At 67.7% G+C, this 19,889-nt stretch carries 18 protein-coding genes; 9 read left to right on the top strand and 9 right to left on the bottom strand.

What is annotated here, in order from left to right:
• Window positions 1–407 precede the first annotated feature (407 nt).
• Window positions 408–812: a hypothetical protein gene (locus tag AMYAL_RS0134610; RefSeq protein ID WP_007032203.1), complete on the top strand. Its 405-nt coding sequence runs from the start codon at window positions 408–410 to the stop codon at window positions 810–812.
• Here the strand turns inward: AMYAL_RS0134610 and AMYAL_RS0134605 are convergent.
• Both AMYAL_RS0134605 and AMYAL_RS0134600 read right to left on the bottom strand, forming a co-directional pair.
• Entirely contained in the window at window positions 790–1,344 is a 555-nt protein-coding gene (locus AMYAL_RS0134605) for a hypothetical protein (protein ID WP_020635883.1), read from the bottom strand. The two genes, AMYAL_RS0134610 and AMYAL_RS0134605, sit on opposite strands and share 23 nt — an antisense overlap.
• Window positions 1,345–1,361: 17 nt before the next feature.
• Window positions 1,362–2,360, bottom strand: a complete 999-nt coding sequence (locus tag AMYAL_RS0134600; protein ID WP_020635882.1) for a PLL family lectin — start codon at window positions 2,358–2,360, stop codon at window positions 1,362–1,364.
• Between the two features lie 124 nt (window positions 2,361–2,484).
• Between AMYAL_RS0134600 and AMYAL_RS0134595 the strand changes: the two genes are divergently transcribed.
• The 3 genes from AMYAL_RS0134595 (at window position 2,485) to AMYAL_RS0134585 (ending at window position 6,142) form a co-directional block, all read left to right on the top strand.
• Complete coding sequence (locus AMYAL_RS0134595) at window positions 2,485–3,828, top strand: MFS transporter (RefSeq protein WP_020635881.1); 1,344 nt, start codon at window positions 2,485–2,487, stop codon at window positions 3,826–3,828.
• Between the two features lie 135 nt (window positions 3,829–3,963).
• Window positions 3,964–5,217 carry an HNH endonuclease signature motif containing protein gene (locus AMYAL_RS0134590; protein ID WP_020635880.1) on the top strand — a complete coding sequence of 418 codons (1,254 nt, stop codon included), beginning with the start codon at window positions 3,964–3,966 and terminating at the stop codon, window positions 5,215–5,217.
• 127 nt (window positions 5,218–5,344) lie between these two features.
• The gene (locus AMYAL_RS0134585; RefSeq protein ID WP_020635879.1) at window positions 5,345–6,142 is read left to right on the top strand and encodes a hypothetical protein; all 798 of its coding nucleotides are present in this window, start codon (window positions 5,345–5,347) and stop codon (window positions 6,140–6,142) included.
• 8 nt (window positions 6,143–6,150) lie between these two features.
• Here the strand turns inward: AMYAL_RS0134585 and AMYAL_RS0134580 are convergent, their stop codons facing one another.
• The 6 genes from AMYAL_RS0134580 to AMYAL_RS0134555 are packed head-to-tail and all read right to left on the bottom strand — an operon-like array spanning window position 6,151 to window position 12,481.
• Window positions 6,151–6,918 carry an HpcH/HpaI aldolase family protein gene (locus AMYAL_RS0134580; protein WP_026467687.1) on the bottom strand — a complete coding sequence of 256 codons (768 nt, stop codon included), beginning with the start codon at window positions 6,916–6,918 and terminating at the stop codon, window positions 6,151–6,153.
• On the bottom strand, window positions 6,903–7,688 hold the full coding sequence (hpaH, locus tag AMYAL_RS0134575) for a 2-oxo-hept-4-ene-1,7-dioate hydratase (protein ID WP_020635877.1): 786 nt from the start codon (window positions 7,686–7,688) through the stop codon (window positions 6,903–6,905). The genes AMYAL_RS0134580 and hpaH overlap by 16 nt, the downstream gene beginning before the upstream one ends.
• 9 nt (window positions 7,689–7,697) lie before the next feature.
• Window positions 7,698–8,792, bottom strand: coding sequence for a 3,4-dihydroxyphenylacetate 2,3-dioxygenase (gene hpaD, locus AMYAL_RS0134570; RefSeq protein WP_026467686.1), 1,095 nt, complete (start codon window positions 8,790–8,792; stop codon window positions 7,698–7,700).
• Between the two features lie 32 nt (window positions 8,793–8,824).
• Complete coding sequence (gene hpaE, locus AMYAL_RS0134565; protein WP_020635875.1) at window positions 8,825–10,330, bottom strand: 5-carboxymethyl-2-hydroxymuconate semialdehyde dehydrogenase; 1,506 nt, start codon at window positions 10,328–10,330, stop codon at window positions 8,825–8,827.
• A 13-nt stretch (window positions 10,331–10,343) separates the two neighbouring features.
• A complete protein-coding gene (locus AMYAL_RS0134560; protein WP_026467685.1) occupies window positions 10,344–11,015 on the bottom strand; it encodes a GntR family transcriptional regulator in 672 nt (223 codons plus the stop codon).
• Complete coding sequence (locus AMYAL_RS0134555) at window positions 10,997–12,481, bottom strand: fumarylacetoacetate hydrolase family protein (protein ID WP_026467684.1); 1,485 nt, start codon at window positions 12,479–12,481, stop codon at window positions 10,997–10,999. The genes AMYAL_RS0134560 and AMYAL_RS0134555 overlap by 19 nt, the downstream gene beginning before the upstream one ends.
• A 150-nt stretch (window positions 12,482–12,631) precedes the next feature.
• Between AMYAL_RS0134555 and AMYAL_RS0134550 the strand changes: the two genes are divergently transcribed.
• The gene (locus tag AMYAL_RS0134550; protein WP_020635872.1) at window positions 12,632–14,005 is read left to right on the top strand and encodes an MFS transporter; all 1,374 of its coding nucleotides are present in this window, start codon (window positions 12,632–12,634) and stop codon (window positions 14,003–14,005) included.
• Window positions 14,006–14,023: 18 nt separating this feature from the next.
• Here the strand turns inward: AMYAL_RS0134550 and AMYAL_RS0134545 are convergent, their stop codons facing one another.
• A complete protein-coding gene (locus AMYAL_RS0134545) occupies window positions 14,024–14,713 on the bottom strand; it encodes an IclR family transcriptional regulator (RefSeq protein ID WP_020635871.1) in 690 nt (229 codons plus the stop codon).
• A gap of 59 nt (window positions 14,714–14,772) precedes the next feature.
• On the opposite strand from AMYAL_RS0134545, the gene AMYAL_RS0134540 reads away from it, so the two are divergent.
• The 4 genes from AMYAL_RS0134540 (at window position 14,773) to katG (ending at window position 19,886) form a co-directional block, all read left to right on the top strand.
• A complete protein-coding gene (locus AMYAL_RS0134540; protein ID WP_020635870.1) occupies window positions 14,773–15,306 on the top strand; it encodes a flavin reductase family protein in 534 nt (177 codons plus the stop codon).
• Between the two features lie 18 nt (window positions 15,307–15,324).
• On the top strand, window positions 15,325–16,779 hold the full coding sequence (hpaB, locus tag AMYAL_RS0134535; protein ID WP_020635869.1) for a 4-hydroxyphenylacetate 3-monooxygenase, oxygenase component: 1,455 nt from the start codon (window positions 15,325–15,327) through the stop codon (window positions 16,777–16,779).
• A gap of 405 nt (window positions 16,780–17,184) precedes the next feature.
• Window positions 17,185–17,634: a Fur family transcriptional regulator gene (locus tag AMYAL_RS0134530; protein WP_039795972.1), complete on the top strand. Its 450-nt coding sequence runs from the start codon at window positions 17,185–17,187 to the stop codon at window positions 17,632–17,634.
• A 17-nt stretch (window positions 17,635–17,651) separates the two neighbouring features.
• Complete coding sequence (gene katG, locus AMYAL_RS0134525) at window positions 17,652–19,886, top strand: catalase/peroxidase HPI (RefSeq protein WP_020635867.1); 2,235 nt, start codon at window positions 17,652–17,654, stop codon at window positions 19,884–19,886.
• Window positions 19,887–19,889 lie beyond the last annotated feature (3 nt).

The raw sequence follows: 19,889 nt of genomic DNA, 5'->3' as shown, positions 1-19,889 counted from the left end.
CCCCCTTTGAGACGTTCAACGTCTCAAAGGGGGCCTTCAGGACACCCGTGCATCTCTGGCTCGTTCACGTCCCTGCCCGGCTGACCCCGCGTCCAGTGAGGCCGGGCAGTGCCGCGAAAGCCACTTTCGGGACATCAGGCGTCGCGAAAGTGGCTTTCGCGACACCCGCGGCCGCGGACTCGCGTGACGGAAGGGACGACACGCGTGTCCAGATGGACGCCACGCGGCGTACCCCGTGATCAACCGCGGCCACGATCCAGTAGGCACCTAAGACACCCTTGGCCCTGACAAGCCTTGCCACTCAAGAGGGATGGGTCGCCGCTTTCCGGGTGATGTCAGGCCGGTCCCGGTTTCACCACCCTTGTAGTCGCTAGTCTCGATCTTCGACTGCAAGGGAGACTGAATACATGGCGGAGTGGGCCGATCTGGTCGCGTTCGTACGACACGAATATCGGGTGGTCAAGGACGAACCAGACGAAATTCGCATCCGGTTGTCCTACGGCGACGACGATTACGAAGAGCGGGCTCAGACCGTGGTCATCGCACGGGAGATCTTCGACCGCCGCGAGGACTGGGTCCAGATCGCGACGCCGTTCGCGCGGATCGACGAGGTCGACCTGGCGACCGTGCTGACCGAGATCGGCAACACGATCGTCGTCGGGGGGCTGGTGATCATGGGGGAACATCTGGTGCTGCGGCATTCCCTGCCGCTGGTGAACCTCGACATCAACGAGTTCACCGACCCGCTCGAACTCGTCGCGGGCTCGGCAGAGCTGTTGGAACAGCAGTTCACCGGCCGCGACGACTACTGAGGCAGGCGACCTCTTCGAAAGAGGTCACGCGTTCGCATTCCTCTTCGGTGAGCTTGTTGATCGCTGCCCGGTACGCCTGCGCTTGGGCCGTGCTGGGCAGTTCACCCGACAGGAGGACCGGAAGCCCGAGTTCGAAGCCGCACCTGGCACGCGCTCCGTAGCGGTGCCGGGTGCGGGCGACGGCGGTGGCGACCCGGAGCCCGTGCTCGGTGCCCGGCGGTGTCGCGGGTTTGTCGGTCTCGATGGCCGCGAACCGGAAACCGTCGGCCCGGTCGCAGTTTTCGCAGCCAGCCGGACCCGCGCCGAGCCCGTTGCCGCAGTCGGCGCAGGGCAACCGGTCGAGAGCGGCGTCCACCACCCGCCATTCGAACGCGGAGGTGTCGGCGACGACCATCTCGGCGAGGTCGGCTTCCTCTTTGGCTCCGGCGGTCACGCCATACTCCACGAGGAACGACCGCCAGCGGGTCTCGATGGTCGCTTCGACGGCAGACAAGGCCTTGGCGGGGCGGCCGCCGCGCGGAAGGGCGGTCATGAGCGAGACCTTAATCGTCACTGGCCGGACACCGCGAGGAGTTTGAACGGGCGAGGGTCCACGCCGTGCCTGCCGACTTCCGCGGTGACGTCGCCGAAGAAGGCCCGTCCGGAGTCCTCCGGGTTCTGCCAGCTCGGTGGGGCGGACATGCGAATCGTGTGGATGATCCGGCCGTCCTCGGTGAGGGCGCAGACATGCAGATTGTCCTCGAGCTGGGCGCAGGCCACGCGGGTCACGGTCTCGGTGGAGGCCGGGTTCATGACGCGCATGACGTCTCCCCACACCGCTTGCCAGCGCGAGGTCGCTCGGATCGTGTGCCAGATCTTCCCGTCGGCGACCACGCAGACGTGAAGCAGCGTTCCGATTCCGGCGACAGCGACGTCCCCTATGCGGCCAGGGTCGTTGAGGTGTACCCGTCTCACGTCGTTGAACGGCTGCCACGTGCTCGAAGACAGCTGCAGGGTGTGCCAAAGGGTGTTGCCGTAGTCGAGGGTGCAGACATGAAGGCTTCCGGCGGCGTCGTCGGCGGCCAGCCGGAGGAATTCGTTCATTTCGAACGGAAGCCCGCTTTCGATCGGGGTGAACGATTGTGGCCAGCCCGGCGGAGCGGAAGACCGGATCGCGTGATTGACCGGTGAACCTTTGGCGGGTGCCGGTTTGCCGTCACGACGTTGAATCGGTGCGAACACCTGGAGGTCCGTTCCCGCACCTGCCGTGGCGACACCGTCCGGCTGCCCGGTGCCGAGCCCGGCGGCCGCCCCGACGTCACCCCAGCTCGACTGCCAAACCCCGTCCGGGCGCCGGAAAGTGTGCAAGATCCGCTCGTCCTCGGTCAGACCGCAGATGTGCACCGAGCGATCCACCGTGGCGCAAGCGATCATGGTGAACGGGGAACCGGTTCCGCCGACGATCGCGGTGACATCCGTCCAGGGGGTCCAGTGATCGTGCAGGTAGCGGTTGCGGATGGCGTGGTAGACCTTGTTGTCGGTTCCGACGCCCACGACGTGCAACGGCATCGAGCACCTCCTGCGGTGAGAGTGGTGCGGCTTGGCCGCTTTCGAAGTCGCGACGATCTCGTTGGCCGTTACCTGTCGCCGTGTTGCGCGCCGGGAGAAGGCGCGGTTGGGCCAGTCTGGCGGTATGTCTTCGAAATGGGGTGGCCTCACCGCTCTGCTGGCAGGGTTCTTCGTGCTCCTGCTCGACACGACGATCGTCGCTGTCGCGAGCCCGAGGATCCAAGCCGATCTCGGCGGGGACGTCGCCGCGCTGTTCTGGGTGACGGCGGGCTACCTGCTCGCGTTCTCGGTCCCGCTGCTGGTCGCCGGCCGTCTCGGCGACCTCTTCGACCCGAAGCGCGTCTACCTTTTCGGCATGGGAGCCTTCGCGGTCTCCTCCGCGCTGTGCGGGCTCGCGCCTTCGATCGAGTGGCTCATCGCCTTCAGGATCCTGCAAGGCCTGGCGGCAGCCGCGATGTCCCCGCAGCCACTGACGCTGATCCGACGGCTGTTCGCCGAGGACGAGCGGGGCCGGGCGTTCGGCATCTGGGGTTCCGTCGCCGCCGCTGCCACCTTGCTCGGCCCGATCGTGGGCGGGCTGCTGACGGCGAGCCTCGACTGGCGCTGGATCTTCTTGGTCAACGTTCCCCTTTGCGGCATCGCCGTCGTCATGGGGATTCGCCTGATTCCTGGAAGCCGGGGAGGTGCGGCCAGGTTCGACCTGCTCGGTGCCATGTTGAGCACGGCGGGCCTGAGTCTTCTCGTGTGGGCCTTGCTGTCCTGGCGCGCCCTTTCCTTGCCTGCTGCCGCCATCGCCGTCGCGTTGCTCGTGGGCTTCTGGTTCCGGGAACGCGGCCAAGGAATCGACGCACTCGCACCCCTTCAGCTCTATCGCTCATCCGGCTACTTGTCCGCGAGCCTCGCCATGGCGTCCCTGGGCATGACGGTCCTCGCGATGGCACTTCCGACCATGTTCTATCTCCAAGAGCAGCGCGGTTTCGGACCGATCGAGGCCGCCGTGGCCCTCGCGCCGGACGCCGTCGTCGCGATCCTGCTGTCACCCTCGGCAGGCCGTTGGGTCGACCGCGTGGGCGGGCGACGACCGGCGATACTCGGTATGAGCCTGCTTGCGGTGAGTTTGCTGCTCATGGGCCTCGTGGTCGTGCTGCAGCTGAATCCTTGGTGGATCACGGCGGGAGCCGCGCTTCTGGGCGCCGCCAACGCGATGGCCTGGTCACCGCTGTCCGCCATCGCGATGGCGTCGGTGGATCCGGACGCCGCCGGTGGCGCATCGGGCCTGTTCAACACGGTCAGACAGGTGGGCGCGGTGGCGGGGGTGGCGCTGACCGGCGCGATCCTGACCGGGCTCGAATCGAGGCCCGCCTTGGCTTTCGGTGTCGTGTTCGGGTTCATTCTTCTCGTCGCCGTTGGTGGTGTCGCTGCCGCGGTTCGACTTCCCGTGAGGTCGCGGGAAGTCGAACCGGTTTGAATCACTTTCGCCTTTTGACGTATGCGCGATGTGTTTTCGGCCGAACTGCTCAGTCACTCTTCAGTGGGAATTGAGCGGTTTCGCAGTCACTTAAGGTTGCGAACAGGTGTTCGACAGTTGTGGTATTGTGAAGAAGTGCCCGAGACCTTTCTTCCCGAGTTGCCGCAGGAGTTGTGGCGCGCCGGCAAGCTGGAGCTTGCGCATGGCGTGCGGCAGTTCCTGCAGGTGATGAGGGTCGCCTCCGCGGCGCTGGGCCAGTACCTGGCGGAGGTGGAGTCTCGGGGCGCGAAAGACTTATATGGCTATGGGTCCACGATTACCTGGTTCGCTGATGTGGCGGGGTTGTCGTTCGGTGAGGCGCGGTCGGTGGTGAATCAGGCGATCGCGTTGAACCCCACGCGGGCGTTGGATGGCAGTGAGGTTGCGGCGTTCGCGCCCGCCACTGCCGCTGTGGCGGCGGAGGGGCTGGTCGGGCACGAGCGGATCCAGCAGATCCTGGACATCCTGAGAAGGATCCCTGCGGATACGTCTGCCGAGGATCGGGAGTGTGCGGAGAAGATCCTCGCGACCCTCGCTCGTGATGCCGGGCCTCGGCAGCTGGCGAAGGCCGAGCAGGATTTGCTCGGCTGGCTCGATCCCGACGGGAACGAACCGAAGGATCCCGAACCTGCCGAGCCTCGCCGCGAGGTCACCCTGGAACGCCGCAAAGACGGCTTCTGGAAGCTGAACGGGTTGCTGGATGACGAGCTCGGGGCCCGGACGGCGGCCGCGCTGGAGGCGTACGCGACACCGCGCCCGGTGGACGAGTTCGGCCAGGCGGATCTGCGGACCAAGGCCGAACGCCAGGGTGACGCCTGGGCCGAACTTCTGGATCTGGCGATCGCGTGCCCGGACCAGCCCGGCACCAGCGGGTATCGCACCTTGGTGCACGTCACCATCGGCCTGGATGAGTTGAAGTCCGGTCTCGGGACCGCGTGCCTGGATTTTGTCGGGACGATGACCGCCCGCGACGCCCGGATGGCCGCCTGCGACTGTCTCATGCTCCCGGTCGTGATGAGTGCCGCGGGCGAGCCGCTGGATGTGGGGCGTCTGCGGCGGTTCGTCACGCCGGGACAGCGGCGGGCGTTGAACATCCGCGACAGGGGCTGCGCCTTCCCTGGTTGTCATCGAAGACCCAAGAACTGCCATGCCCACCATATTGATCACTGGGCAGACGGCGGACCGACCGATCTCCGCAATCTGGTGCTGCTGTGCGGTTTTCATCATCGGTTGATTCATCACGGTGACTGGCAAGTCCGGATGGCGGCCGATGGGTTACCGGAGTTCATCCCGCCCCAGTACTTGGACCCGCTCCGAAGATCTCGGCGCAACACCCTCCACCGCGTCTGACCTTGCACGACCCCGAGGAGCCCGTCGGCCACACCGGCGACGGGCCCCTCACCATGCCTGGGATCAGCGGTGGCGGCCCGATCGGGTCACAGCAGCACAGGCCGATCCGGGACGTACGCTGTGCGCCGTGAGCGAGTCCATCATCGACCCTGATCTCGTGCTGGCGCTGCATGAAGCCGTACGGCAGGGCGCGCCGGCTTCGCGGACCGGCGTCCGGCTGACAGCGCGCGGCTGGGCTGTCGGAAGCTGGACCGGGGAGTCCGCGTACCCGGTCGCGCTGACCGGTGCCGATCTGCCCGACGAGGTGGATTTCGCGGTGGCGAATACGTTGTGCGTCCCGAAGGAGACGGACCGGTCTCACTACGGCGTCCCGGACGAGCAGGGTGATTTCTTCCCCGGTCCGGACGGTGAGGCCGTTTTCGTGACCGGCCGCCTGCCGTGGACCGGGGCGTGGTGGTTCGACCCGTCCACCGCGCGACGGGTCGTGCGTGATGAAGAGGTCGAGTCGCTTTGGTTGACCGCGGGCGGTGTCTACGTTTCCGAACGCGCGGGGGACGAGGTGGTGTGGGCCGAACTGAACGCCGACCAGGCCGTGCGCCGCGTGTACGCGGCGGGTGCTGAGCATGACGAGGACTGCTCCTCAGACCTGGTCCGCGCGGCACGGCACGCGCGGGACGCCGTGGCGACGCTGACCGGCGCGATCGCCGACCTGCCGGGGGCGGTCGCCGCCGCGGAGACCGCCGCGGCCTTGTCTGCTCTGGTGCGCACCATCATGGTCACCGACCTTCGGGCCGCCAGGGCCCATGCGGCACGCCATGTCTACGAGTTCACCGATCGCGACATGGGCCGCGCCGCCCCCTTCCTCCGGCTGGGCCGATCGGCCGCCGAAAACCTCATCAAGGAAGGGCTTCAGGCCGACACCTGAGCCGCCCCTTAAACCGAATGCCTCCGCGCGAGCGCCTCCGAACCCTGGGCCAGCAAAGTGACATCGGCGCCGACCAGAACGAACGAAGCACCGGCGTCGAGATAGCGCTGGGCCTGTGCGGCGTCGAACGCGTTGACCCCGACTGGCTTTCCCTGCTCGCGAACAGCCTCGAACGTGCCGAGGACGGCAGCGGTGACATCGGGATGCGTCTGCTGTCCGAGCAGTCCCATGGAGGCAGCCAGGTCGGAGGGGCCGACGAAAACCCCGTCGACGCCATCGACAGCGGCGATCTCGGCGGCGGCCGCGACACCCGCCGTCGACTCGATCTGGACGAACAAGGATGTGAACGCGTCGGCGTTCGTCAAGTAGCCCTCGACGCGGTTCCAGCGCGCGGACCGGGAGAGGGCGCTGCCGACGCCGCGCACGCCCCGCGGCGGATAGCGGACGGCCCGCACGACGGCCTCCGCCTCCTCCGCGCTGTCGACCATGGGCACGAGCAGGTTCTGCGCGCCCAGGTCGAGCAGTTGCTTCAGCGCGACGGTGTCGCCGGACGGGGCGCGCACCATCGGCGTGATCGGATAGGCGGCGATCGTCTGCAGCAGCGACTGCACCGTCTCCAGGCCGGTGGGGGTGTGCTCGGTGTCGATGAGCAGCCAGTCGAGACCGGACCCCGCGCAGATCTCCGCGACGACCGGGCTGCCCGACGTCACCCACATGCCGATCAGCGGCCGTTCGGACAACTGATCCCGGAACGGCGGGTCTAGACGAAGCGGCATGTGATCGCCCCCAGGTCCCGGTAGTCGGCGGTCACGGTGTCGCCGGGGTGCACCCACATCGGCCGGGTGAACGACCCGGCCAGCACGATGTCGCCCGGATCGAGTTTGTCGCCGTGCTGTGCGAGTTTGTTCGCCAGCCAGGCGACGCCGTTCGCCGGATGGTTCAGCACCGCGGCGGCGACGCCGGATTCCTCGATGGTTTCGTTGCGGTACAACAGCGCCGAAACCCACCGCAGGTCGACGGCGTCCACGGCGACCGGGTTGCCGCCGTAGACCATGCCGCCCATGGCCGCGTTGTCGCTGATCGTGTCCACGATGGTCCGCCCCGCCATCTCGATGCGCGAAGACAGGATCTCCAGCGCCGGCACGACGTACTCGGTCGCCCGCAGCACGTCGAACACCGTGGCGTCCGGCCCGGAGAGCGACTCGCGGAGCACGAAGGCCAGCTCGACCTCGATGCGCACGTTCGAGAACCGGCTGTGCTCGATCACGGAACCGTTCTCGAACACCATGTCCGCGAAGATGGCGCCGTAATCGGGTTCGGTGATCCCGGTGGCGGCCTGCATGACCTTCGAGGTGAGCCCGATCTTGCGGCCGACCGGACGTCGTCCCGCCGCGATACCCCGGCGCCGCCATTCGTTCTGCACGGCGTACGAGTCTTCGACGGTCATGTCCGGGTAGCGGGCCGTCAGCAGCGGGATCGTCTCCCGTGCCTCTTCCGCGGCCGCCAGCTCATCGGCGATCGCGGTGATCGTTTCCTGTTCGAGCATGTCCCCGCCTCAGAGCTGGTTGCCGAGTTTGTACTCGCCCTGTTTCCAGGCCGGCAGTTCCCCGTCTTCGTCACCCTTGCGGGTGTAGGAGAAGCCGTCGGCGCCGATGGTGACTTCCAGTTCGCTGTCGTCGGTCCGCGCGACCACCGGCTGCGGTTTGCCGTCGAGGTCGAGCACCAGTGACGCGTCGGTGTACCACGACGGGACCACCGGCGTGCCCCACCAGTCGCGGCGCTGGTTGTCGTGCACGTCCCAGGTGACGACCGGGTTGTCCGGGTCGCCGGTGTAGTAGTCCTGCGTGTAGATCTCGACGCGGTGCCCGTCGGGGTCGCGCAGGTAGAGGTAGAACGCGTTCGAGACGCCGTGCCTGCCGGGGCCGCGTTCGATATGGTCCGACATCCGCAGCGAGCCGAGTTTGTCGCAGATGGACAGGATGTTGTGCTTCTCGTGCGTGGCGAAGGCGACGTGGTGCATCCGCGGCCCGTCACCGCCGGTCATCGCGGTGTCGTGCACGGTGGGCTTGCGGCGCATCCATGCCGCGTAGGTGGTGCCCTGCTCGTCCTGGATGTCTTCGGTGACCCGGAAGTTGAGGTCCTCCATGTGCTTCACCGCGAGCGGGACGTCCGGCGTGACCTGGTTGAAGTGGTCGAGCCGCACCAGCGCGCCCGGCAGGTGCAGGTCGTACCGCCAGCCCAGGCGCTCGACGTGCTGGACGTCGTGGAAGAACTCGATCGGGAAGCCGAGCGGGTCCTGCACGCGCACCGAATCGCCGATGCCCTTGGTGTAGCCCTCCTCGCGGCGTTCGACCCGGCAGCCCAGCTCCGTGTAGAACGCGACGGCCTTGTCCAGATCCTCCGGCGAGCGCACCCGGTAGGAGAACGCCGCGACCGCCGCGATCGGGCCCTGGCGCAGCACGAGGTTGTGGTGGATGAACTCGTCGATCGTGCGGAGACTGACCGTGTTCTCGTCCTCATCGGTCACCGTCAGGCCGAGGACATCGGCGTAGAACGCGCGCGACCGCGCCAGATCGGTGACGACGAGTTCCATGTACGCGCAGCGCAGGACGTCCGGTGGTGGAGAGGACGGCGTAGGGATCGGGTTCATGACAACATCCTTTGTGGACGGGGGAGTGGGGGTCAGCCCTTGCCGAAGGCGGGGTTGTGCACCTCGCCGAGATTGATGTGCACCGCCTGCTGGTCGGTGTAGAAGTCGATCGAGCGGTAGCCGCCCTCGTGCCCCAGCCCGGACGCCTTCACCCCGCCGAACGGGGTGCGCAGGTCGCGGACGTTGTTCGAGTTGAGCCACACCATCCCGGCCTCGACGGACTGGGCGAAGTTGTGCGCCCGCTTGAGGTCGTTGGTCCAGACGTAGGCCGCGAGCCCGTACTTCGTGTTGTTCGCCAGCGCCAGTGCTTCGTCTTCACTGTCGAACGGGGTGATCGCGACGACCGGGCCGAAGATCTCCTCCTGGAAGATCCGGGCGTCCGGTTTGACGTCGGCGAACACCGTCGGCGCCACGTAGTTCCCGGTCGGGAAGCCGTCGGGGCGGCCGCCACCGGCGACGAGCCTGCCTTCGGTCTTGCCGATCTCGATGTACTTCATGACCTTGTCGTAGTGCTCGGGGTGTACCAGCGCGCCGACCTCGGTCTTGGGGTCGCTCGGGTCACCGACCACGACGCGTTTGGCCTGCGCGGCGTAGCGCTCGACGAACTCGTCGTAGATCGCGCGCTCGACCAGGATCCGGCTGCCCGCGGTGCAGCGTTCGCCGTTGAGCGAGAACACGCCGAAGATCGTCGCGTCGATCGCGGTCTCGAGGTCGGCGTCGGCGAAGACGATGGCGGGGGACTTGCCGCCCAGCTCCATCGACAGTCCTTTGAGGAACGGCGCCGCGTTCCCGAAGATCAGGCTGCCGGTGCCGCTCTCGCCGGTGAACGAGATCAGCGGGACGTCCGGATGCTTGACCAGCGCGTCGCCCGCGTCCTCGCCGAAACCGTTGACGAGGTTGAACACGCCCGGCGGCAGCCCGGCCTCTTCGAAGATCTCCGCCCACAGCGACGCCGAAAGCGGCGTGAATTCGGCGGGCTTGAGCACGACGGTGTTGCCGGTCGCCAGCGCGGGCGCGAGTTTCCACGACTCCAGCATGAACGGCGTGTTCCACGGCGTGATCAGCCCGGCGACGCCGATCGGCTTGCGGTTGACGTAGTTGATCTGGCGGCCGGGCACCTTGTAGGTGTCGTCGGCCTGCGCGACGATCAGATCGGCGAAGAACCGGAAGTTCTCCGCCGCCCGGCGGGCCTGGCCCAAAGCCTGCGAGATCGGCAGGCCGGAGTCGAAACTCTCCAGCGCGGCCAGCCGCTTGTCCCGCGACTCGACGAGGTCGGCGATGCGGTTCAGCACCCGCGACCGTTCGCGCGGCAGCAGCTTCGGCCAGGGGCCTTCGGTGAACGCCTTCCGCGCGGCGGCGACGGCGCGATCGATGTCGGCCTTCTTGCCCGCGGCGGCCTGGACGTAGACCTCGTTGGTCACCGGGTCGAGCACGTCGAAGACGGCGCCGTCGGCCGAGTCGACGAGTTCGCCGCCGATGTAGTGCCGGATCCGTTCCGGGACACCGTTCGGGATCGGCCGGGGAGTCGTGCTGGTCAAAGGTCCTCCTCAGTCAGCGCTTAGCGCGTTCTCGGGCGTCCAGAAAGGCCTGCATGGTGGCCCAGCGGTGATTGCGCGCGGCGAATTCGATGTCGAGCGGGTCGGCTTTCTCGGAGATCAGCCGGAGGATCTCTTCGTGTTCCTCGACCGACCGGTGCGCCCGGTCGGGGACGAACGCGAAGGTCGAGTCACGCAGTCCGGACAGCCGCGTCCAGCCCTGGTGGACGAGGTCGAGGATCTGCGGATTGGGGCAGCATGCGAAGAGCAGCGAGTGGAACTGCTGGTTCAGCGCGGTGAACTCGTGCGCGTCGAAATGATCCAGCAGCGCGATCATCCGCTCGTTCACCCGGCGCGCCTTCGCGATGTCCTCTTCGGACAATCCCGGCGCGGACAGCGCGGTGGCGACGCCTTCGACCACGCCGAGTGTCTGCATGGCGTGGACGTACTCGTTCTGGTCCACCATCGCCACGCGGGCGCCGACGTTGCGCTCGAAGGTCACCAGCCGTTCGGCCTCCAGCCGCCGGATCGCCTCGCGCACCGGGACGACGCTCATGTCGAGCGCGCCGGCGATCTCGGCGAGGACGAGCCGGTAGCCGGGCCCGTACTCGTGCCGGGCGATCCGCTCACGCAGCCACTCGTAGGCGAGCTCGGACTTGCTGGTCGTCTTCACTGCTTCTTCTGCCATGCCTCATACCTTTCCCGCCACAACGGGTTGAGCGGGAAGAGCCCCTCGATCGGGCGGCCCTGGCCGACCTGCTGGGCGATCCAGGAGTCTTCGTCCTCCTGGACGAGGGTCGCGTCGGCGATCTCCTCGGCGATCGACGGTGGGATGACGACCACGCCGTCGTCGTCGCCGACGATGATGTCGCCGGGCAGCACGGTGGCCCCGCCGCAGGCGACCGCGACGTCGGTGTCCCACGGCACGTGCTTGCGGCCGAGGACCGCCGGATGCGGGCCCTGAGAGAACACCGGGAGCCCTGTCTCCGCGACGGCGCCGAAGTCACGGACCCCGCCGTCGGTGACCACACCGGCGGCACCGAGGTACCGCGCCCGCAGCGCCAGGATGTCGCCGAGTGTGCCGGAACCCCTGTCGCCCCTGGCCTCGATGACGATCACCTCACCGGTGCCGACCGAGTCGAAGAGACGTTTCTGCGCGTTGTAGCCGCCGCCGTGGGATTTGAAAAGGTCCTCGCGGTTCGGGACGAAACGCAACGTCCTCGCCGTGCCGACGATCTTCGAGCCCGGCAGGTTGGGGCGGACGCCGTCGATCGCGACGTTGTTCAGCCCGCGCTTGCGCAGCTGGGCGGACAGCCCCGCGACAGGCGCGCGAAGGAGCTTGGCGCGAAGGTCTTCACTGAGCGCGGGAGCTTCCTCTGCGACCGGTTCGGCCGCGGGAGTGCCCCAGGCCTCGGCGCGCTGCTTGTCGTCGACCTCGGGCAGGCTGCCGATGTCCGAAAAGGACCGGATGCCCTGGGAAACGGTGGTGTGGAGCCGTCCGCTGCTGGCGGAGGTGCCGGGGACGTCCACCTCGACCACGACGACGTCGCCGGGGGAGACCACCGTCGAACCGGCCGGGGTGCCGGTGAGGATGACATCGCCGGGTTCCAGCGTGAAGTGCTGGGAGAGGTCGGAAACGAACTGCCGCAACGGGAAGATCAGCCCGGCCGTGGTGTCCTCCTGCACCAGGTCGCCGTTCACCCAGGTGCGGATGCGCAGTGACGAGGGGTCGACGTCGCGAGCGTCGATGAGGCCGGGGCCGAGCGGGGTGTAACCGTCGCCGCCCTTGGAACGGACATTGGAGCCCTTGTCCGCGGTGCGCAGGTCGTAGAGGCCGAAGTCGTTCGCGGCGGTGACCGCGGCGACGTGGTCCCACGCCTCGTCCGGTTTGACCCACCGGGCCGCGGTGCCGATGACCAGCGCGATCTCGCCCTCGAAGGCCAGCAGTTCGGTTCCGGCCGGACGTTCGACCGTGCCCCCGGACGCGCCGATCGAGCTCGACGGCTTGAAGAAGTACGACGGGTTCGCCGGACGCCGCCCGCGCTGCTCGGCCCGTGACGCGTAGCTGAGATGGACGGCGATGATCTTGCCCGGCCGGGTGCCCATCGGACCGGACTCGCGGCCTGACGGCGACGTTGCCTCGTAAGTGCCCATGTTCCCCTGAATCCTCCGACCTTGCTTCGTATCTAATAACGTATATGATTCCGTGCCACAGTGGCAAGGCGGTCACCGAGTGGCCTTCGCCTCGCCCGTGGATCCCCAGCGGGCCGCCACTCGCGTCAGGCCTACGTCAAAGGAGTCAAAGTGTCGAATCCAGCGCAGGATGAGCACGCGTCCGGCCGGACCGCCCCACCGTCCTCCGACCGGCGCCGGGTCGCGTTCGCGACCGTCGTCGGAACCACCGTCGAGTGGTACGACTTCTTCGTTTACGCGTCAGCCGCCGGTCTCGTCTTCGGCAAGCTGTTCTTCTCCGGGCTCGGGGCGAACAGCACCCTCGTCTCCTTCGCCACCGTGGGCGTGAGCTTCCTGTTCCGCCCGCTCGGCGCGTTCCTCGCCGGGCACTTCGGCGACAAGTACGGCCGCCGGGTGGTCCTGGTGCTCACCCTGATCCTGATGGGCGCCGCGACCACGCTGATCGGCGTGCTCCCGACGTTCGACCAGATCGGCGTCCTGGCGCCGGTCCTGCTGATCCTGTTGCGGGTGCTGCAGGGTGTTTCGGCGGGCGGCGAATGGGGCGGCGCCGTGCTGATGGCCGTCGAGCATGCGCCGTCGAAGCGCCGGGGGCTCTTCGGCGCGTCACCGCAGATCGGCGTCCCGCTCGGTCTGCTGCTGGCTTCCGGTGTTCTCGCGCTGACCAGCCTGCTCGTCCCCGGCCAGGCGTTCCTCGACTGGGGCTGGCGCATCCCGTTCCTGCTCAGTGTCGGGCTGATCCTGGTCGGCCACTATGTCCGGCGCCGCGTCGAGGAGAGCCCGGTCTTCCGGGAGATCGCCCAGCGCCGTGAGCAGACCAGGACACCGATCGTGCGGCTGTTCCGCAAGCACGCCGTGCTGGTCCTGGTGGCCGCGCTGGTGTTCGCGGGCAACAACGCCGTCGGCTACATGACCACCGGCGGGTACATCCAGAACTACGCGACCAATCCGAAGGGGCCGATCGGGCTCGACCGCGGTCCGGTGCTGTGGGCGGTGACCGCGTCGGCGGCGACCTGGCTGATCTCGACGTGGGCGGCGGGCGCGGTGTCCGACCGGATCGGCAGGCGGCGGACCTACGTCATCGGCTGGATCGCGCAGCTCGCCGGAGTCGCGGTGCTCTTTCCCTTGGTGGACACGGGGAACATCGTGTTCCTGGCGCTGGGCTTGATCATTCTCAGCATCGGGCTCGGGTTCACCTACGGTCAGCAGGCGGCGTTCTACGCGGAACTGTTCCCCGCGTCGATCCGGTTCTCCGGTGTCTCGATCTCCTACGCGCTCGGCGCGATCCTCGGTGGCGCGTTCGCGCCGACGATCGCCACCGCGCTGGTCGACGCGACCGGCACGTCGGTTTCCGTGGCCGTCTATCTGGCGGGGATGACGGTCGTCGGCCTCATCGCCACCTTGCTGCTGCGCGACCGGTCCGGGATCCCGCTCGGACCGGACCACGAAGCCGAGCAGGCGGTGAGCCCGCTTCGCTTCGGCAAGTAGACCCGCCGTCCGTGACGCTCATCCGCCGAGAGCGTCACGGACGGCCTTCGCCGCCGCCTTGAGCCGCTCCGCGAGCTCGGCGGGGGCGCGCGTGCTGGACAGATAGACGACCGCGAGTGCCGCGGGATCGTGGCCGCGCAGGGGGAGCGGCACCGCGACGGCGCTGAGGTTCTCGATCACTTCACCGTGGCTGTCCGCGTAGCCGCGGGCGGCCACTTCCTGTATTCCCTCCGGCCAGTCCTCCGACGGGAGCTGGGCGAGGATCGCCCGGCCGGGGGCGCCGACGGTGAACGGATGCCGGGACCCAGGGCGCTGCGCGACGGACGCGACGGCGTGCCGGGGTTCCACGCTGACCAGGGTCACGCATTCCTCGCGGTCCATCACCGCCACGAAACACGTCATGCCGAGTTCGTTCGCGACCGCCGTCAGTTCGGGCAGCGCGGCGGCCTGCAGATCGTGTTTGATCCCCGCCGCGAGCGCGGCCAAACGCGTGCCGAGTTCGAACTTCCCGGCAGGCTCCCGTGTGAGAAGCCCGTGGTCTTCGAGCGTGCGGATGAGCCGGTACGCGATCGAGCGGTGGACGCCGAGCCGTTCGGCGATCTGATCGACGCTGAGCGATTCCTGGGCGTCGGCAAGGACTTCGAGCACGCGGATGCCGCGGCTGAGTGTCTGGGACGCGCTCGAAGCCTTGCGGGAGTCCGAAACCATCGTATACGATCCATTTCGATAGTTGAACTGGCTGTTCGATTATAGAACAGGAACCGACGATGATGTCACGCGAAACCAGTTTTTCTCCAGGATCGAGCCTCTATCGGCCGCCCGCGCAGTTCTTCCGAGGCTGTCTCGGTCGCTTCGCGACCGGCGTCGCGGTGGTGACCTTCGACGCCGCCACGAAGCGGCACGGCCTGACGGTGAACTCCTTCACCGCGGTCTCGATGGACCCGCCGCTCGTGCTCGTGTCGATCCAGCGCGCCGTGAAGAGTCACGACCTGCTCGAAGGCCGTCCGTTCGCGGTCAACGTCCTCGGCGCCGAACAGCAGGCGCTCGCGATGAACTTCGCGGGCCGCCCGAGTCCCGAAGGCGCGCCTGTATGGGTCGAAGGCGGGCACGCGCCGCGGCTCGGCGGCGTCCTGAGCTGGTTCGACTGCACGCCGTGGGCCACCTACGACGGTGGCGACCACACCCTGTTCCTCGGCGAGGTGCGGGAATTCGACTACCGCTCCGGCGACGCGCTCGGCTTCGTCGACGGCCGGTTCTCGACGATCCACGAATCCGCGCAAGGCCACGAATCCCTGTTCTGACAAGAGAAGGAGCCCGACATGGGAGCCCGCACCGGACAGCAGTACCTCGACAAGCTCAACGCGATGACGCCGGAGTTGTACGTCGACGGCGAGAAGGTGACTTCGAAGGTCGCCGAACACGCGGCGTTCCGCGACAACGCGCTGACCTACGCGAAGCTGTTCGACCTCCAGCATGATCCGGCGCACCGTGACGTCCTGACCTACGAGTCGCCGACCACGGGGGAGCGGGTCGGAACCTCGTTCCTGGTGCCGCGAAGCGAAGAGGACCTCAAGCGTCGTCGCGCCGCCTTCTCCGTGTGGGCTGAGTATTCCAACGGTTTCCTCGGCCGCACCGGCGACTACATGAACTCTTCGCTCACGGCGCTTTCGACCGCGAAGAAGTTCTTTTCCCAGGCCGATCCCGTCTTCGGCGAGCGCATCGAGAAGTACTACGAGATGGCGCGCGAGAACGACCTTCTCGCGACGCACACCCTGATCCCGCCGCAGGTGAACCGCTCGGTGTCCGGGAGTCAGCAGGGTGGCGGCAATCTTTCGGCGAAGGTGGTCGAGGAACGCGAGGACGGCATCGTCATCCGCGGGGCGCGGATGCTCGCCACGATCGCGCCGATCGCCGACGAACTCCTGGTGTTCCCCTCGACCGTCCTGCGCGGCACGCCCGAGGACGCCCCGTACTCCTACGCTTTCGCCGTCCCGAACGACGCGCCGGGGCTGAAGTACTTCTGCCGTGCCGGGCTCGGCCACGGCCGGTCGACCTTCGACGAACCGCTCGCCTCCCGGTTCGAAGAGATGGACGCGGTCGTGGTCTTCGACGACGTGTTCGTCCCGAACGAGCGCGTCTTCCTCTTGGGGCACCCGGAACTGTGCAACGCCTGGTACTCCGAGACCGGGGCCGGCGCGCTCATGACCCACCAGGTCGTCACCCGCACCCTGGCCAAGACCGAGTTCTACCTCGGTCTCGCGAGCGAGATCGCCGCCGCGATCGGCATCGGCGGCTTCCAGCACATCCAGCAGGACCTGTCGGAGCTGATCTCCTACGTCGAGATCGAGAAGGCCGTGCTGCGCGCGGCGGAGGCCGACGGCAAGCTGAGCGAAGACGGCGTGTTCCTGCCGAAGTGGGAGGTTCTCAACGCCGCGCGGAACTGGTATCCCACCAAGGTTTCGCCGCGGCTGACCGAGATCATCCGCAAGTTCTCGGCGTCCGGCCTCATGGCCCTTCCGGGTGAAGCTGACTTCGAGGCCGATGGCCGTCCCGACATCGACACGTACCTCCAGTCGGCCACGCTGCCCGCCAAAGACCGCGCGCGGCTGTTCAAGCTGGCGTTCGACGCGTCGGTGTCGAGCTTCGCGGGGCGGGAGTCGCTGTACGAGTACTTCTTCTTCGGCGACCCGGTGCGGATGGCGGGGGCCCAGGTGAACGCTTACCCGCGGGAGGCGCTGCAAGAACGGGTGCGGGAACTGCTGTCACGGGACTAGCGCCGATGGGCGTGAGTCCACAAGGGACATTACTTCCCACTGAAGCGCCCGTTTTAGGCACTTTGCGCAGCTTCATGAGGTGGTCGTGAGTGTTAAAGAGGGTTAGAACTCTCTTTAACACTCACGACCCCGCGGGGAACAGGTCATACGGGCGCAAAACGGACGCCGACTCGCCGCTAAATGTCTCATGTGGACACTCGGAGTGTGGCGGCCGCTGTGACTGCTGGTGCGCTTGATGCGGATGTGGTGACCCCGAAGTCTGTGAAGGCCTCCTTCGCTACCCTCAGGGTAGGCAAGGGGGCCTTCACGGATGTGGCCCGCGGGCCGTCACGCACGGTCCGAGGTGAGACACGCCCGAGATCACGCGAACTTGATTCATTCCAGAAAATGGGCCAGACTGCGCCCGTGCCCACGACCCCGGACTTCGAGCGGATGCTGCGCGGGGCCTCCCTGCGTGTGACGCGTCCCAGGGTGGCCGTGCTGACAGCGGTACGCGATCACCCGCACGCCGACACCGACTCGATCATCGGTGCCGTGCGTACGGAGCTCGGAGAGGTCTCTCACCAGGCCATCTACGACGTGTTGCGGGCACTGACCGCCGCGGGTCTCGTCCGGCGGATCCAGCCGTCGGGGTCCGTGGCACGCTATGAGTCCCGTGTCGGGGACAACCACCACCACGTCGTGTGTCGATCATGCGGTGCCATCGCCGACGTCGACTGCGCCGTCGGTCCCGCACCCTGTTTGAGCGCGTCGGACGACCACGGCTTCGTGATCGAAGAGGCCGAGGTCATCTACTGGGGCCTGTGTCCCGACTGTGCGATCGAACCCCGTTCCTCGAGCCCTGCAAAGCTCTGATCCTCGGAAGGATTCCCGTGTCTGACAGCCCGGACGCCGTCGTCGGCGAAATGAACGAAGAGAGCGCGGGCGGCTGCCCCGTCTCGGCGGGGCGACGCAACCACCCCACCGAAGGCGCGGGCAACCGTGACTGGTGGCCGAACCAGCTCAACCTGAAGATCCTCCGGAAGCACACCGCCGCTTCCGACCCGATGGACGCCGGGTTCGACTACGCCGCCGAGTTCAAGACCGTCGACCTCGACGAGCTCGCCAAGGACGTCGACGCCGTCCTCACGACTTCGCAGGACTGGTGGCCCGCGGACTTCGGCCACTACGGCGGCCTCATGATCCGCATGGCGTGGCACAGCGCGGGCACGTACCGCATCGAGGACGGCCGCGGTGGCGCGGGCGCCGGAATGCAGCGGTTCGCCCCGCTCAACAGCTGGCCGGACAACGGCAACCTCGACAAGGCCCGCCGTCTGCTGTGGCCGGTCAAGAAGAAGTACGGCCGCAAGATCTCGTGGGCCGACCTGATGATCTTCACCGGCAACCGCGCCCTGGAGACCATGGGCTTCAAGACCTTCGGCTTCGCCGGTGGCCGCGCCGACGTCTGGGAGCCGGACGAGGACGTGTACTGGGGTCCCGAGCGCACGTGGCTCGGCGACGAGCGGTACTCCGGCGACCGTCAGCTCGAGGGCCCGCTGGCCGCCGTGCAGATGGGTCTCATCTACGTGAACCCGGAAGGCCCGAACGGCAACCCGGACCCGCTGGCCGCGGCCCGCGACATCCGCGAGACCTTCCGCCGCATGGCGATGAACGACGAGGAGACCGTCGCGCTGATCGCCGGTGGTCACACCTTCGGCAAGGCGCACGGCGCGGCCGACGCCGACAAGTACGTCGGTGCCGAGCCCGAGGGCGCTTCGATCGAGGAGCAGGGCCTCGGCTGGAAGAACTCCTTCGGCAGCGGCAAGGGCCGCGACGCCATCACCAGTGGTCTCGAAACCACCTGGACCTCCACGCCGACCCAGTGGAGCCACGGTTTCTTCCAGAACCTGTTCGGCTACGAGTGGGAGTTGACCAAGAGCCCCGCCGGCGCCCACCAGTGGCAGCCGAAGGACGGCGCGGGCGCGAACACCGTGCCCGACCCCGAGACCGGTGAGCTCAAGCGCCCGCCGACGATGCTCACCACCGACCTGTCGCTGCGGTTCGACCCGGTCTACGAGCAGATCTCGCGTCGCTTCCTGGACAACCCGGACCAGTTCGCGGACGCCTTCGCCCGCGCCTGGTACAAGCTGACCCACCGCGACATGGGCCCGATCCAGCGTTACCTCGGCCCGCTGGTCCCGCAGGAGACGCTGATCTGGCAGGACCCGGTGCCCGCCGTCGACCACGAGCTGGTCGGCGACGCGGACATCGCGTCCCTCAAGGAGAAGCTGCTCGCTTCGGGCCTGTCGGTCTCGCAGCTGGTCTCGACCGCGTGGGCGTCGGCCTCGACCTTCCGCGCCAGCGACAAGCGCGGTGGCGCGAACGGTGCCCGCATCCGCCTCGAGCCGCAGCGCGACTGGGAGGTCAACGACCCGCAGACGCTGGCCCAGGTGCTGCGGACGCTGGAAGGTGTCCAGGAGGCGTTCAACAGCGCCCAGACCGGCGGCAAGAAGGTCTCGCTCGCCGACCTGATCGTGCTGGGCGGCGTCGCGGCCGTCGAGAAGGCCGCCAAGGACGGCGGTCACGACGTCACCGTGCCGTTCACCCCTGGCCGCACCGACGCGACGCAGGAGCAGACCGACGTCGAGTCGTTCGCCCCGCTGGAGCCGACCGTCGACGGCTTCCGCAACCACCGCGGCAAGGGTCACCGTCTCCCGACGGAGTACCTGCTCATCGACCGCGCGAACCTGCTGAACCTGAGCGCGCCCGAGCTGACCGTCCTCGTCGGTGGTCTGCGCGTCCTCGGCGCCAACGCCCAGGAGTCGAAGCACGGTGTGCTCACCGAGACGCCGGGGTCGCTGACCAACGACTTCTTCGCGAACCTGCTCGACATGGGCGTGCAGTGGACCGCCGCGAACGGCGACCAGGAGACCTTCGAAGGCCGCGACACCGCGACCGGCGAGGTCAAGTGGACCGGTACCCGTGCCGACCTCGTGTTCGGGTCCAACTCCGAGCTTCGTGCGGTGGCGGAGGTCTACGCCAGCGACGACGCCAAGGAGAAGTTCGTCCGCGACTTCGTGGCGGCGTGGGACAAGGTCATGAACCTCGACCGGTACGACGTGGCATGATCC

The sequence above is a fragment of the Amycolatopsis alba DSM 44262 genome, from assembly GCF_000384215.1.
GTDB classification, from domain to species: domain Bacteria; phylum Actinomycetota; class Actinomycetes; order Mycobacteriales; family Pseudonocardiaceae; genus Amycolatopsis; species Amycolatopsis alba.
The sequence above is the reverse complement of the archived record's forward strand: the minus strand, read 5'-3'. Positions and strand labels throughout refer to the sequence as shown.

Bases quoted from the DNA above. Each gene is read 5' to 3' on its own strand.
- AMYAL_RS0134600 (WP_020635882.1), bottom strand. From the start codon at position 2,360: ATGCCGTTGCACGTCGTGGGCGTCGGAACCGACAACAAGGTCTACCAC.
- hpaB (WP_020635869.1), top strand. From the start codon at position 15,325: ATGGGAGCCCGCACCGGACAGCAGTACCTCGACAAGCTCAACGCGATG.
- AMYAL_RS0134540 (WP_020635870.1), top strand. From the start codon at position 14,773: ATGATGTCACGCGAAACCAGTTTTTCTCCAGGATCGAGCCTCTATCGG.
- AMYAL_RS0134580 (WP_026467687.1), bottom strand. From the start codon at position 6,918: ATGCCGCTTCGTCTAGACCCGCCGTTCCGGGATCAGTTGTCCGAACGG.
- hpaH (WP_020635877.1), bottom strand. From the start codon at position 7,688: ATGCTCGAACAGGAAACGATCACCGCGATCGCCGATGAGCTGGCGGCC.
- hpaD (WP_026467686.1), bottom strand. From the start codon at position 8,792: ATGAACCCGATCCCTACGCCGTCCTCTCCACCACCGGACGTCCTGCGC.
- AMYAL_RS0134610 (WP_007032203.1), top strand. From the start codon at position 408: ATGGCGGAGTGGGCCGATCTGGTCGCGTTCGTACGACACGAATATCGG.
- AMYAL_RS0134545 (WP_020635871.1), bottom strand. From the start codon at position 14,713: ATGGTTTCGGACTCCCGCAAGGCTTCGAGCGCGTCCCAGACACTCAGC.
- AMYAL_RS0134560 (WP_026467685.1), bottom strand. From the start codon at position 11,015: ATGGCAGAAGAAGCAGTGAAGACGACCAGCAAGTCCGAGCTCGCCTAC.
- AMYAL_RS0134605 (WP_020635883.1), bottom strand. From the start codon at position 1,344: ATGACCGCCCTTCCGCGCGGCGGCCGCCCCGCCAAGGCCTTGTCTGCC.
- AMYAL_RS0134595 (WP_020635881.1), top strand. From the start codon at position 2,485: ATGTCTTCGAAATGGGGTGGCCTCACCGCTCTGCTGGCAGGGTTCTTC.
- AMYAL_RS0134555 (WP_026467684.1), bottom strand. From the start codon at position 12,481: ATGGGCACTTACGAGGCAACGTCGCCGTCAGGCCGCGAGTCCGGTCCG.